Source organism: Pseudomonas lactucae (assembly GCF_036688725.1).
Lineage (GTDB): Bacteria > Pseudomonadota > Gammaproteobacteria > Pseudomonadales > Pseudomonadaceae > Aquipseudomonas > Aquipseudomonas lactucae.
On the sequence record NZ_JAQQPT010000020.1, the window covers coordinates 42,918 to 56,649 of the forward strand.

Genomic DNA, 13,732 nt, shown 5'->3' on the forward strand with positions numbered 1-13,732 from the left:
TTTGCCTCTTTTCTACGTCGAGGCACTGCCATGAGCAACAACCTGCTGAGCATCCCATGCACCACCATCAAGGGTGAGCAAAAGACCTTGGCCGATTTCGCCGGCAAGGCCGTGCTGGTGGTCAATACCGCCAGCAAATGCGGTTTTACCCCGCAGTACAAGGGCCTTGAGCAGCTCTGGCAGCAGTACAAGGATCAGGGCCTGGTGGTGCTGGGCTTTCCCTGCAACCAGTTCGGCAAACAGGAGCCGGGTGACGAAGGTGCGATTTCCGAATTTTGCGAGCTGAATTTCGGCGTGAGCTTTCCGCTGTTCAAGAAGATCGACGTCAATGGCAGCGACGCCCACCCGTTGTTTGTGCAACTTAAGAAATCGGCGCCGGGGCTGCTGGGCTCCAAAGGCATCAAGTGGAATTTCACCAAGTTCCTCATTGGTCGCGACGGCCAGGTCGTCAAGCGCTTTGGCCCGACCACCAAGCCGCAGGACTTGACCCAAGAGATCGAAGCCCTGCTCAAATGACCTCTTTACCGACCCTTTCCCTGGCCCTGGACAACCAGCTGTGTTTCAAGCTGTACGCCGCCTCGCGGGCGGTGACCCGCGCCTATAAACCGATGCTCGACCAGTTGGGCCTGACCTACCCGCAATACCTGGTGATGCTGGTGCTATGGGAATGGCGCGACACAGGCGCGCAACAGCCCACGGTCAAGGCACTTGGCGAACGCCTGATGCTCGACTCGGGCACCCTGACGCCGTTGCTCAAGCGCCTGGAACAGCTTGGCTGGGTGACGCGCCGGCGCAGCGCCAGGGATGAGCGGGAAGTGCATCTGGGCCTGAGCGACAGCGGTGTAGAACTGCGCGACCAGACCCATGCCCTCAAGACCCGTCTGTTGTGCGACAGCGGCATCGACCTCAACAGCGCCGACGCCTTGCGCGAGGGCCTGGATCAACTGATGGTGCAAATCACAGCGGTGTCGTCGTCGGCACCCACAGGTCCAACAGCGCGTTGAGTTCTTCACGCCGGAAGGGCTTGGCCAGGTAGTCATTCATGCCGGCGGCCCGACAACGTTCGCGTTCTTCGGCCATGGCGTTGGCGGTCAAGGCGACAATCGGCAGATCCGGCCAGCGCCCGCTGCGACGGATCTGCCGGCTGGCTTCGTAGCCATCCATCACCGGCATGTTGCAGTCCATCAGCACCATATCGAAGGGCTGTTCTTCCAAAAGCTTGAGCGCTTCACCGCCGTGGGCGGCCACAATCACTTCGCAGCCCAGCTTGCCGAGCATGCCCTTGGCCACCAGTTGGTTCACCGGGTTGTCCTCCACCAGCAGGATGCGCGCACGGCGCGCAAGAGGCGCGGCGTCCAGTTGCACCGGGTCGAGGACTGGCTGGGTGTCGCTGCGCAGGTTGCGCTGCAGGATCTGGTACAACGCATTGCGGCTCAATGGCCGGGCCTGTTGCTGCAAGGGCGCGAGGGCCGCCACCTCTTCGCTCGGCATGAAGTTGCCGTAGGCAGTCACTACCAGAATCGGCGCGGTGATGCCCGGCCGCAGGCGGAACAGGCATTCCGGGCAGTCGGTGATCAACAGGTCGGGATGCTGTGCGCTCAAGTCGTCATCGATGCTGTAGCAACGCGGTTTGAGTCCCCAATAGGGCAACAGGGTGGTCAGCAATTCGGCCAGGCCGCTGCTTTGCCCGGTAATCACAATGACATCGCCTGCCAATGGCGCCTGCGGTGATGCCGGCAGGTGCGCCGGCAACGGCAGTTGCGCACAGAACTGGCTGCCGAATCCCACCTCCGAACTGATGCTCAAGCGCCCCTTCATCGCTTCGCACAAGTTATACGTCAGCGCCAGGCCCAGCCCCGTGCCGCCAAACTGGCGGGTGATACCGGCGCCGGCCTGGGTGAACGGCTGGAAGATCTTCATCTGCGCGTCCTGCGCAATGCCGATGCCGGTATCGCAGACTTCAATGCTCACCGTGTCATCAATGCTGCTCAGGCGCACGTCCACCCGTCCGAAACGGGTGAACTTCAAGGCATTGGACAGCAAGTTGCTGACGATCTGCCGCACCCGGGTCGGGTCGCCCAATACCTGGGCGGGAAACTGCGGGTCGATCAGGCAGGTCAGTTCCACGCTGGGGGCCGCGTTTTGCGAGAGCAGGTTGGCGGTGTCTTCCACCAACGAGCCCAGATCGAACGGGATGCGCTCGAGCTCCAGCTGACCGGCGTCGAACTTGGACAAGTCGAGGATATCGTTGAGCAACTCCACCAAGACCTTGCCGGAGTCATGGGCGATGGACAACTGCTGGCGCTGTTCGGCGTTCAGCGGGCTATCGAGTGACAGGGCGATCATGCCCAGCAGGCCATTGAGCGGGGTGCGGATTTCGTGGCTCATATTGGCCAGAAACGCCGCCCGTGCCTGGGCCATCCCCAAGGCGTTTATTTTCGCGGCCTCCAGCTCATCGTTGGACTGGCTCAGGCGCTGGTTGCTGGCCTTGAGCTCAAGGGTGCGCGCGGAGACGATGTCTTCCAGTTGGCCCAGGTACTCGGTGAGACGGTCCTCGGCATGACGGCGTTGCTGGATCTCGGTCTCCATGGTTTCGAATTGCTGGTTGGCCACGTTCACCAGCACGCCGATTTCATCGTTTTCGTGGCCCGGTGGGCAGTCCAGTCGCGTGTTTTTACGCGTACTCAGTTCGCCAATGAGCCGCACCAGCGGCTGGGTCAGCATCACGTAATACAGTCCGAGCAGAATGCCGGTCAGCAGCAGGCTGCGCACGAACCCGTTGAGCAGGGTGATCTCGGCGCGACGCAGGAAACGGCTGCCGAAGGCGTAGGTGTCGACGTCCAGGCGCAGCACGCCGAGGGACTCGTCGGGCATGTGGCTGAGGAACAGGCGGTCTTCGAATTGGCGGTTGGCACCGAAGAGGAAGTCGCTGAGCGGCCGATAGGTGCTTTCCTTGCGCGGGTGGCCTACGTCGGCGAGTACCACGCCGTTGTTGTCGATCAACTGCGCGCGAATGACGGCGGGGGAGCGCAGCAGGCCCAGGGTCAGTTCCTGGGCCAGTTCAGCGTCGATGTTGTAGGCGATGCGTGACGCCGGGTTATGGCTGATTTCGATCAGTGAGCGAATTTCACGGTTGATGGATGCGTCTTCGCTGGCATAATCAATGCCGATCTGGATCAGGCTGAGCAAGGTTCCCAAGACGAAACCGACCAGCACAGTCAATCGGGCTTGTTTATAAGACAAGCGGTGGGCGAACTTGATATCCATCGAGTGTTGAACCACTTCACGTTTCCCTTCGCCCGGCAAGCATAGCTGAACATCCACACGCTCTGGCCTGCCCGGCATAATTCTGTTTTTACGCAGCCTGATGTGATCTGCCGCAGGGTTGCCAATACGCCATCTTTTGCAAGAACTTGCCAGAGGAATAAGTGTGGATTCTCGATTGAATGCCTTTCTTGAGCGAGCCGACGCCGTGCTCGCCCGTCTGGAACCCTTGTTGCCCATGCCACGCCAGGCCATCGACTGGAACCAGTGCCTGGCCGCCCGTTGGCAGCGTGAGGGCCGCAGCGGTTTCCTGATGCCGCTGGACGTGAGCCTGGACATGCGCCTGTCCGACCTGATCGGCGTGGACACGCAACGTGAAACCCTGGCGCGCAACACTCACCAATTCCTCGATGGCCTGCCCGCCAACCATGCGTTGCTATGGGGCTCGCGCGGCACCGGCAAATCGTCCATGGTACGTGCCTTGCTGGCCCAGCATTGCCAGGCCGGTTTGCGCCTGATCGAAATCGAGCGTGACCACCTTGCCGACCTGCCGCGTGTGGTCGAGCAACTGGTCAAGCTGCCGCAGCGTTTTATTCTGTTCTGTGATGATCTTTCGTTCGACGCCGGCGAAGGCGACTACCGCGTGCTCAAGAGTGTGCTTGACGGCTCCCTGGAACAGGCCCCGGAAAACGTGCTGCTGTATGCCACGTCCAACCGCCGCCACTTGGTGCCGGAAAACCAGAGCGACAATGAGAACTGGAAACGCGTGGACGGCGAATTGCACCCCAGCGAAGCGGTGGAAGACAAGATCGCCCTGTCCGACCGCTTCGGCTTGTGGCTGTCGTTCTACCCATTTACCCAGGAACATTTCCTGGCGGTGGTGGAGCACTGGATCGGCGAGTTGGCGGGCAAGGCCGGCTTGCCATGGCAGCGCGACGAAGCCCTCGACATTCTCGCCGTGCGCTGGGCGACCGGCCGCGGCAACCGCAACGGCCGTTGTGCTTATCAATTCGCCCGTTACTGGGTGGGCCTTAAATTGCTGGAGCGTCAACCATGATCGATCTGCAACACGCCGGCACCGGCCTGGACGGCTATGCCATGCTCTGCGCACAACTGGAATCGTTGCTGGCCGATGAACGGGATTTCATCGCCAACAGTGCGCAGTTTTCGGCATTCCTGTTCAACCAGCTGGATGACTTGAACTGGGCCGGCTTCTACCTCAATCGCAATGAAGAACTGGTGCTTGGTCCGTTCCAAGGCCAGATTGCCTGTGTGCGTATCCCTTTTGGCCGCGGCGTATGTGGTGCGGCCGCGGCGTCGCGACAAACCCAGCGCGTTGATGACGTGCACGCGTTCCCCGGCCACATCGCCTGTGACAGTGCGTCCAACAGCGAACTGGTGGTGCCGCTGGTCAAGAACGGCCAATTGATTGGCGTTCTTGACCTCGACAGCCCTTCACTGGCGCGTTTTACCCAGCAGGACCAGGTGGGCATCGAACAACTGGCGTCGATTTTCCTGCGCTTGACCGACTGCTGAGGCACGAGGGGCGGTCGCCGCCCCTTATTCGCCGTCCAGCCCACGCAGTTGTACCTGCAGCTCCCTTTCCAGTTCCAGCATCAGCTTTTCCAGGGATTTCACGGCCGCTTCGATCAGCGCTGGCTCATCGCCGCGTGCGCACGCCTGCTCGAGGGTTTCGCATTGCGAGGCCAATGCACGGGCCTGGACGATACGGGCTGCGCCCTTGATCTTGTGGGCCTGCTCGATAATGTCCTGGAGCGAAGCCTGCGCCGCCAGCAAGGCGAGCAGGTCCTGGCGATCCTGGCGACTGCTGCTCAACAGCTCTTCGAGCAGGCGCCGGCTCATCTGTGGGTCGCCGCCTGTGAGCGTGTCGAAGTTGCCGAGATCGAACGACTCGCCGACCGGTTGAGGACTGATCTGTGCCAGTTGCCGCTCCAGCGCGGTGAGGCTGATGGGTTTGAACAGGCAGTCGTTCATGCCGGCCTGGGCGCAGCGCTGTTTCTCTTCGGGTTGGGCATTGGCGGTAAATCCCAGGACCACGCAGGGCGTCAGTTGCTCGCGCTGCTCGTATTCGCGGATCGAGCGACTGAGCTCGTAACCGTTCATGATGGGCATGTTGCAGTCGGCGATGACCAGGTCGAAGTGTTGCTGGCGCCAGGCCTGGAAACCGGTGGCGCCGTTTTGAGCGGCGGTGAAGTGATGGCCGAGGTAGCCCAGCTGCTGGCACATCAACAGGCGGTTCGCCGGGTGATCGTCCACCACCAGCACATTGAGTACCGTCGCGGCCGCGGGCACCTCGGGGGTGAACTCATCCACCGCCAGCGCCGGCTGCAGACGAATCATCTTCAGGCTGACATGCACCTGGGTACCCACCATCGGCACGCTGCTCAGGCTGAGTTGCCCGCCCATCATGGCGCACAGGCTGCGGCAGATCACCAGCCCCAGGCCTGCGCCGCTCCTGGCCAGTTGCCCGGAGTTGTCGGCCTGGGCAAAGGGTTCGAACAGGCGCATCTGGTCTTCCCGGCTGATGCCGATGCCGGTGTCTTCCACCACCAGTTTCATCTCGATCTGTTGCGGCAGGTCGGTGGGCAGGACCTCTACCTTGATCTTTACCTGGCCGCGCTCGGTGAACTTGATCGCGTTGCTCACCAGGTTCGACAGCACCTGCTTGAAGCGCAGCGGGTCGATCAACACTTCGGTGTCGTCAAGGTCGGGCTTGAACTCCAACAGCAGGCTAAGGGTTTTCTGGCGTGCCAGGCCATCGAACACACGCACCACCGAGGCGATGACCTCTCGCAGGTTTACGCGTTCCGGTGCCAGGCTCAGGCGCCCGGACTCGATGCGCGCGATGTCGAGGATATCGCCGATCAGCTCCAGCAGGTCCTTGGCCGAGTTGTAGGCGACTTCAATGGCCGGACGATCGAGATGGCCCTGGTCGGCGCGTTTCAGGGTCAGCTCCAGCATGCCGATCACGGCGTTCATCGGTGTGCGGATTTCGTGGCTCATGGTGGCGAGGAAGGTACTCTTGGCACGATTGGCCTCGTCGGCGCGTTCCTTGGCCGCACGCAGCTCATCGAACAACTGGCGTCGCTCACTGATGTCGACCCAGCCACCGATGATGCCCTGTACCTCGCCAATGGAGTCGCGGTACGGCAGGATCCAGTGGTAGATCGTCAGTTTTTTTCCGCGGATATGCAGGGTACGGTCCAGGATCAACGGGTTGCCCTCTGCCACCACGCGCTGATAGTCGGCATGGTATTGCGCCGCTTCTGCCGCTAGGGCCGTGCTGATCTGCATCGCGCTTTTGCCAATGACGTCTTCGCGCTTGACGTCGAACACCTGCAGGTAGCTGTCGTTGCAGGTCTGCAGCAGGCCCTGGCGGTCACGTACGTAGATCGGGTGCGGGGTCTCATTGACCAGGGCCCGCATGAACTCGAACTGGTCGTTGAGGGCGCGTTCGGCCATTTTGCGTTGCTTGATCTGGCGGCGCATGTACGCATTCCAGGTCAGGGAAATCAGCAACAAGAGCCCGGTGCCGATGATGATGCGAGCGATCAGTTGGTGATAGTCGCGCCAATAACTGTCGCCGGCGGCGCTGTAGCCCCGCCAGCGGCTGTTGATCACCCCCAGTTCATCCGGGGCGATGCTGAGCAGGGCCTTGTCGAGAATCGAGCTGAGCTCGGTGGCGCGGCGTGAAGTGGCCAGCGCGAACGTGGCAGGCATCGTGCCGATGCTGAAGCTGATTTGAACCTTGTCCTGGAACATCGGTGAGGACAGGAAATAGTTGGCGATCACCAGGGTATTCACCGCGCCGTCCACGTGACCGTTGACCAGCAGTTCAGTCGACTTGAAGGTATCCCCCGTCTCTACCAGCTCGATCTTCGGAAAGCTGTCGCGCAGAAACTTTATCAGTGGGCTGCCTTGCGTCACCGCCAGGCGCTTGCCCGCCATTTCTTCCAGGCCGGTGGGTGCCTGGGCCTCCTTGCGCGTCAACATGACGTAGGAGTTCTCCAGGTAAGGACGACTGAAATCCAGTTGGGTTTCGCGTTCGGCGCTGGGGACGATACCGCCGATGATGTCGACTTTGCCGGCCTCGACCTGATCGATCATCGTGTTCACATCGCGCCCGCGCACGATCTTGAAGCGTAACCCGGTTCGCAGGCGAATCAATTCCAGCAGATCGGCCGTGATGCCACGAAAATTGCCGTTGGCGTCGAAGAATGTCAGCGGCGCATAGGCTTCGTTTACCACCACGCTGACTTCCGGGTGGTCTTTGAGCCAGCGTTCTTCGCGGGGCGTCAGTTGCAGTTTGTGGTCGGTCAGCAGGATATCGCTGCCGGCACTCCAGCGCTTGGCGATGGCTTCCCGTTCACTGGTGGGCACGCTCATCAGTACGGCGTCGACGATACTCAGCAGGATGGTCTGGTGCTGGGGCATGGCGAAACTGAAGCCATAGGCTTCATGTTTACCGAAGTTGGCCATGCGGATGTTTTTAAGGTAGCCCTTGTTGATCATGTAATGGGTGGAAATGGTGTCGCCGAGGAATACGTCAGCCTGGTCGAACGCCACCGCATTCAATGCGTTCTGATACGACGGATAGGCGCGAATGATTGCCTTGGGGTAAAGCTTTTCCACCTCGCCCATGGGCAGATAGTGATAGACCAGAGCCAGGCGCAGCCCCGCCAATCCATCACTCAGGCTGCGGGTTTCGCCTTCGCGGGTCACCAGCACCGGCTGGTCGGGGGCATAGGGCTCAGACAGGCTGAGGTTGGGGTTTGCCGCCTCGAAGCTGTTGGAGGAACCCAGCAGATCGATATCCCCCGCTTCAAGGGCGCGGATGGCAGCCTCTCTCGAGGAATAGCGCAACACTCTTACCGGCAGGGCCAGTGCCTTGTTCAGCAGCCCGGCATAATCGGCGGTGAAGCCTTCGTAGTCGCGTCCGCTGGAAGTGAGGTCAAAGGGTGGGTAGTCGGGGGACGCTGTGCCCAGGACCAGTTCGCGTTTGTTTTGCAGCCACAGGCGTTGCGTCCTGTTCAGATGGGGTTCCAGTTGTACCGAACCTGCGCGACTCAATAAGTTAAAGTGTTCCGGGCCCGTTTGATGATTTGCAGGCACGGCCGTACTGAAGCACAAGCCGGCACTCAATATAATCAGATAGTCCTTTATACATCTGGGCATCCGCTTTCTCACACTAGCGCGTTTCGTTTTGCCATCTCGATAAGTTCTACCAAGGACTTGGCTTGAAGTTTTTGCATGAGTCGTTTTTTATAAGTACTTACGGTTTTATTACTCAAGAACATGCCCTTGGCGATTTCCTTGTTGGTACGACCTTGAGCAAAAAGTTGCAATACCATTAGTTCGCGATCGTTGACGGCCTTGAACAGTTCAAGTTCCCTGCCGTCTGCGCCATGAGTGGTCAAGGCCTGGCTGGGAAAGTAGTTATAGCCTGACAGCACCGCGCGGATGGCGCTCAGCAGTTCGCTCAGGTCGCCTTCCTTGCACACGTAGCCATCGGCGCCCGAGCGCATGCAGCGAGTCGCGAACAAGGTGGGGGACTGGGCCGTCAGCACCAGCGTTTTCATGGTGGTATTCATGGCGTTGAAGCGGCAGAGCACTTCGAGCCCGTCGAGTTTGGGGATACTGATATCCAGGATGATCAGGTCCGGCAGGCTTTCGCGAACCATTTGTATGGCGTCGCAGCCATTATCCGTTTCTCCCACTACTTTGTAGCCTTCGTGCTCCAACAACATCCGGATGGCGAGCCTTATAACCGGGTGGTCGTCGATAATAAAAACGGTGTTCATAGTCACGTTCCATGCAGGTGTAAATAAAGCGGGCACATTAGCTCAGAAGCGGTGCCAGGAGCATGAAGCCAAGGCCGAGTAGATATAAAACAGGAGATTTCCTACAGCAAAAAAGGTAATGGCCTACCGGTTGCCAAGGCTTTGTGAGGTGGTTTGTCAGCGCTTGGCCGGCCGCGTGGCCAAATCAGGAAGCCAGGCATTTAATGGCGGTTAGTCGAGCACTTTTCGACGGGTCAATATGTTTAAAGTCCTACACTTGTAGTGTGAGTAAAGGTTGTATCAGTTGTGAAAGTTCATCGTTGTTCAGCGGTTTTGGCAAATAGCCAAGCAATGGCAGGCCGCGTGCCAGGGCCTGGGCATGCAACAGTGACAATTCCGCCACCGGCAGTCCGCTGAGCAGGATGGCGTTGCCGGCAAAACCGCCGTGGATGGCGATTTCGATCAATTCCAACCCGGGTAAGTCAGGCAGGCACTGGTCACACAACAGTACATCGAACGGGGCCTCGGCCTGCCTCATACAACGGATTGCCTGTTCGGAGTTCTCCGCCAGGGTCAATTGTTCGAAGCCGAAGCTCTTGAGCAGGCACTGGCTGGCCAGCAATTGAAAGGGATGATCCTCCACCAGCAGGATGCGAAGGGGATAACTGGGCATGGAAGGCACCCGGTGAGTCAAGCATCGATGGGGGGCATGTAGGAGTAGTTCGCCAAATTTGCCCGGAGCGTGCGCGATTATTCCTCGGATACTTGTGCGAATTCGATCAGGCCGCTCTGTTCCCGTTGTAGGCAGATTCCTTTCAGGGAGCAGGCGGCGCTTTCGGCAGGTTATTGCGGGCTGGACCGTCCTGTCATCTCTCGCGCCATTTCGGTGGCGTAGCTGTCGGTCATGCCGGCAATAAAGTCAATCATGCGCAGGAACGACTTGTGCAAAGGCCAGGCAGGGTCCGGTGCGTTGTTGCCGAGCAGATCGAGAATGCGTCGGTTCTTGAATGATGGCGTACGGCCGCCATGCTGCTCCAGGGCGGCGCCACAAAACGCGTTCAGGAGAATCTCCAGGGTGGTGTAGGCGCCGATTTCATGCAGCGTCTTGCGCTTGTCCTGGAAGATTTTCTTGCGCGCCATGTCCTTGGCATCCAGCACGCAGCGTTTGGCCGGGCCATGCATGTGCTCCACCAGATCGCCCGGCAGGGTGCCGGCCAGCAAGGCGTCCTGTTGTTCGACGAAGGCGTGTGCCGCGGCGTTGGTCAGGTGCTCGATGGCCTTGCCACGCAGAATCGCTAACTTGCGGCGACGCGAGTCCATTGGGCCCAGTTGTCGATAGGTCTGCGGCAGATCGTCGCCCACCAGGTCAAGCAGCAGGGATTCGACTTCGGCGTATTCCAGCAGGTCCATTTCCAGGCCGTCTTCCAGGTCGATGAGGGCGTAGCAAATGTCGTCGGCGGCCTCCATCAGGTACACCAGCGGATGACGGGCCCAGCGTTGTTCTTCAAGTTGCGGCAGGCCGAGCTTGTGGGCGATCTGTTCCAGAATCGGCAGTTCGCTCTGATAACAGCCGAACTTGTGCTTCTTGTAGCCCAGGGAGTCGGCGTGGCGAGCGGTCCAGGGGTATTTCAGGTAGGTGCCCAGGGTGGCGTACGTCAGGCGGGTGCCGCCGTCGAACTGGTGGTATTCCAGCTGGGTGAGTACGCGAAAGCCCTGCGCGTTGCCTTCGAAATTGAGAAAGTCATTGCGCTCGGCGGTACTCATGTCGTCCAGCCAGCCGCGCCCGGCCGCCTGCTGGAACCAGTGGCGGATCGCGTCCTCGCCGGAATGCCCGAATGGTGGGTTACCGATGTCATGGGCCAGGCACGCCGACTGCACCACCATGCCCAGGTCGCTCGGGTCGCACCAGTCGGGCAGGGCGCTGCGCAAGGTTTCACCGACGCGCATGCCGAGGGAGCGGCCCACGCAACTGACTTCCAGGGAATGGGTCAGACGGGTATGGATATGGTCGTTGCTCGACACCGGGTGCACTTGGGTCTTGCGTCCCAGGCGGCGGAACGCGCCGGAAAAAATGATGCGGTCATGGTCTTTGTGAAACGGGCTGCGCCCCAGTTCTTCCGGGCTGTGCAGCGGCTTTCCAAGACGTTCGCGGGTCAGCAGGGTGGGCCAATCCAAGGCGGGTACTCTCCGTACGGTGAATGACCCGCCCAGCTTCCCGGTTCGGCGCGGCCTGGGCAAGCGAAAATCTACAGGCCGACCGCGTCGATATCGATTAACAGTAAACGCTGACCGTTATCGAAGAATTGTCCGGCGGTGAGGCAGTACTGGTTCGTGGTGGCGTCGCGGTAGGTCGACGACAGGGTCAGGCGTCGCTCCTCCCAGCCTTCGGCCAGCAGGTGATAGAAATACGGGCGCCATGACCAGTTGTGGCCCAGGTAGCGACTGTCGGCCTGCCAGGCGTCCTGGCGCCATTCGAAGTTGGGCGTCAACTGTGTGCCATGCCGGTCGCACTGGTAAAAGCGCAGCAACCAGGGGAAGGCCGGCAGTTGCGGCAACTGCGCAAGCGGCGCCTGGTCCTGGGCCCAGGTTTGCAGGATGTTCATCAATTCGGCCAATTGCTGGCGCAACTGCATGGTGCGTCCGCGTTCCGTCAGTTTCTGCTGGACATACGCCGTGCGCAGCTGGGCAAAACGCGGCACGAAGGCGTCGGCGGCGAACCAGTCCAGCTGCGCCTGGGCAAACAGATAGCCCTGCACGTACCGCGAGCCGCATTCCAGGGCGAAGCTCAGTTGAGCCTCGGTTTCCACGCCTTCGGCGATGATCCAGCACCCGGTCTTTTCCGCCATCTGCGCCAGCGCCCGCACCACGTCGCTGCTGGGCCCGCCTCGCGCGGCCGCCTGGAACAGGCGCATATCCAGCTTGAGAATATCGGGCTGCAGCGCCAGCACCCGGTCGAGTTGGGAGTAGCCGGCGCCAAAGTCGTCGATGGCGATACGTGCGCCCGCCTCGCGATAGCGCGTCACTACGTCGGCCAGGCGTTGGATGTCTCCGCCCAGCTCGGTGATCTCGAACACGATGCGCGCAGGGTCGACGCCGTGCCGGTGAATCTGTTTCAGGCTCGGCAGCGCCTGGCCCGGGCGCAGGCGGTTAATCCAGCGCGGCGAAATATTCAGGCTCAGGAACCAGTCTTCGGGGGCCTCATGCAGGCGGCTCAGTGCATTGTCGCGAATCTGCCGGTCCAGGCGGCGCAAGGCCACGCCCGGTGTGCGCGGGTCGTCGAACAGCGGGCCCACGGACTGCAAGCGGCCATCCGCCTGGCGCAGACGCCCCAGGGCCTCGACGCCGGCAATGCGCCCGGTGGCGGTATCGATGAACGGCTGGAAGCAGGCGAGCGGTTGCCCGTCGATCACGGGGCCTCCTTAAGCGAGGTGGCGAAAAAAAGGCCCGGCCCTCGTTGATGAGGGGCGGGCCGATTCTGTCTGCAAGAATGCAGCCAGCAGGGCTCAGCCTTTACGCGAAGCGCCGGCCATCGCCAATTTGATCAGCGGGATCAAACCGGCGCCCAACCGCACCAGGCGCGTCAGGCTGCTGAGGCTGCCGCTCTTGGCGCCCTTGCCGGTAAAGAAGCCCAACAGCGTTACCGCCGCCACGCCCCACAGCGGCGCGTGCTTGATGCCCAGGCTGTCCTGCCAGTTGTGGCGCATGTCGCGGACTTTGTGCAGGGGCGCCATCAGTTGTTGGGACTCGTGACGGATCTCCTGGCGGTGCATTTCCATGCGCAGGCGGATCAATGCCTTGCGCATTTCCCGGCGGGAGGTGGTGTGGGGGATTTCAGTCAGGCTCATGGCAGCAGGCGCTCCCGGTCATTGGCCAGCTCTTCGAGCGTGGCGTGGAAGGGCGTGGACTCATCGAACACCGCCGCTTTCAAGCGCACGCCGCAGAACGCGGCAGCAAGGGTGTAGAACACGCACAGGCAGATGATCCCGGTAAGGCGATAGCCGGTGTCCCATACCAGAATCATCACCAGCGTCGACAGCCCCACCAGCAACAGCAGGGCAAACACCAGCGCCAAGCCCGCAAACAACAGCAGGCTGACGGTGCGCGCCTTCTGTTCCTGCAATTCGATGCCAAACAGTTCGACGTGGCTGTGCAGCAAGCCTAGAACGGCTGCGCCCAGGCGTCGTGAGGTTGAACTTGTGCCCGTGGACGAGCCGCTTTCGCCGATAGACATAGTGTTAGCGCCTTGTAGCCAGCAGACCGATCAGAAAGCCCACGCCGGCGGCAATGCCCACTGCCTGCCAAGGGTTGGTCTGCACGTAATCTTCAGTGGCGGTGACCGCCGCCTGGCCGCGTTCGCGCAGGGAGTCTTCGGTCACTTGCAGGGTTTCACGGGCCTTGAGCAGGCTTTCGTGGATCTTGCTGCGCAATTCGTCAGCCTGATCGCCGGCCAGGATCGCGGTGTCGTCCAGCAACTTTTCGGTGTCACTGACCAGGGTTTTAAAATCCGCCATCAGTATTTCTTGGGCGGTCTGAGCTGTTTTTCTGGCCATGGTTATCTCCGTGATGGGCTGATCTGTACGTGTGGTTTCGAGTCACCGGCATCGGTGAAGGTTCAGTGCAATTGTCTGGTACAGCTTTTGCTTTGCCTTGGTGCGCGGGTCGCGAGG

At 60.7% G+C, this 13,732-nt stretch carries 13 protein-coding genes; 4 read left to right on the forward strand and 9 right to left on the reverse strand.

Annotated elements, in window-relative coordinates:
• Positions 1 to 30 precede the first annotated feature (30 nt).
• Both V6M90_RS22060 and V6M90_RS22065 read left to right on the forward strand, forming a co-directional pair.
• A complete protein-coding gene (locus V6M90_RS22060; RefSeq protein WP_003172744.1) occupies positions 31 to 516 on the forward strand; it encodes a glutathione peroxidase in 486 nt (161 codons plus the stop codon).
• On the forward strand, positions 513 to 1,004 hold the full coding sequence (locus V6M90_RS22065; protein ID WP_141063743.1) for a MarR family winged helix-turn-helix transcriptional regulator: 492 nt from the start codon (positions 513 to 515) through the stop codon (positions 1,002 to 1,004). The genes V6M90_RS22060 and V6M90_RS22065 overlap by 4 nt, the downstream gene beginning before the upstream one ends.
• Here the strand turns inward: V6M90_RS22065 and V6M90_RS22070 are convergent.
• Positions 958 to 3,267 carry a hybrid sensor histidine kinase/response regulator gene (locus V6M90_RS22070; protein WP_305429596.1) on the reverse strand — a complete coding sequence of 770 codons (2,310 nt, stop codon included), beginning with the start codon at positions 3,265 to 3,267 and terminating at the stop codon, positions 958 to 960. The genes V6M90_RS22065 and V6M90_RS22070 overlap by 47 nt on opposite strands.
• A gap of 163 nt (positions 3,268 to 3,430) precedes the next feature.
• Here V6M90_RS22070 and V6M90_RS22075 point away from each other — a divergent pair, with 163 nt between their 5' ends.
• Both V6M90_RS22075 and V6M90_RS22080 read left to right on the forward strand, forming a co-directional pair.
• A complete protein-coding gene (locus tag V6M90_RS22075) occupies positions 3,431 to 4,321 on the forward strand; it encodes an ATP-binding protein (RefSeq protein WP_003172746.1) in 891 nt (296 codons plus the stop codon).
• Positions 4,318 to 4,800 (forward strand): GAF domain-containing protein, encoded by a 483-nt coding sequence (locus V6M90_RS22080; RefSeq protein ID WP_003172747.1) that lies wholly within the window; start codon positions 4,318 to 4,320, stop codon positions 4,798 to 4,800. Before V6M90_RS22075 ends, V6M90_RS22080 begins: the two co-directional genes overlap by 4 nt.
• Positions 4,801 to 4,824: 24 nt before the next feature.
• Here the strand turns inward: V6M90_RS22080 and V6M90_RS22085 are convergent, their stop codons facing one another.
• The 8 genes from V6M90_RS22085 to V6M90_RS22120 form a co-directional block, all read right to left on the reverse strand.
• Positions 4,825 to 8,460 (reverse strand): transporter substrate-binding domain-containing protein, encoded by a 3,636-nt coding sequence (locus tag V6M90_RS22085; protein ID WP_141063742.1) that lies wholly within the window; start codon positions 8,458 to 8,460, stop codon positions 4,825 to 4,827.
• 8 nt (positions 8,461 to 8,468) lie between these two features.
• On the reverse strand, positions 8,469 to 9,086 hold the full coding sequence (locus V6M90_RS22090; RefSeq protein ID WP_003172749.1) for a response regulator transcription factor: 618 nt from the start codon (positions 9,084 to 9,086) through the stop codon (positions 8,469 to 8,471).
• Between the two features lie 250 nt (positions 9,087 to 9,336).
• Positions 9,337 to 9,738: a response regulator gene (locus V6M90_RS22095; RefSeq protein WP_003172750.1), complete on the reverse strand. Its 402-nt coding sequence runs from the start codon at positions 9,736 to 9,738 to the stop codon at positions 9,337 to 9,339.
• Between the two features lie 170 nt (positions 9,739 to 9,908).
• The gene (locus V6M90_RS22100; protein WP_003172751.1) at positions 9,909 to 11,240 is read right to left on the reverse strand and encodes a deoxyguanosinetriphosphate triphosphohydrolase; all 1,332 of its coding nucleotides are present in this window, start codon (positions 11,238 to 11,240) and stop codon (positions 9,909 to 9,911) included.
• A 71-nt stretch (positions 11,241 to 11,311) separates the two neighbouring features.
• Positions 11,312 to 12,475, reverse strand: coding sequence for an EAL domain-containing protein (locus tag V6M90_RS22105; protein ID WP_003172752.1), 1,164 nt, complete (start codon positions 12,473 to 12,475; stop codon positions 11,312 to 11,314).
• A 93-nt stretch (positions 12,476 to 12,568) separates the two neighbouring features.
• Positions 12,569 to 12,910, reverse strand: coding sequence for a hypothetical protein (locus tag V6M90_RS22110; protein ID WP_003172753.1), 342 nt, complete (start codon positions 12,908 to 12,910; stop codon positions 12,569 to 12,571).
• Positions 12,907 to 13,296, reverse strand: a complete 390-nt coding sequence (locus tag V6M90_RS22115) for a phage holin family protein (protein ID WP_003172754.1) — start codon at positions 13,294 to 13,296, stop codon at positions 12,907 to 12,909. Before V6M90_RS22115 ends, V6M90_RS22110 begins: the two co-directional genes overlap by 4 nt.
• A gap of 4 nt (positions 13,297 to 13,300) precedes the next feature.
• Positions 13,301 to 13,615 (reverse strand): DUF883 family protein, encoded by a 315-nt coding sequence (locus V6M90_RS22120; protein WP_003172755.1) that lies wholly within the window; start codon positions 13,613 to 13,615, stop codon positions 13,301 to 13,303.
• Between the last annotated feature and the right edge of the window lie 117 nt (positions 13,616 to 13,732).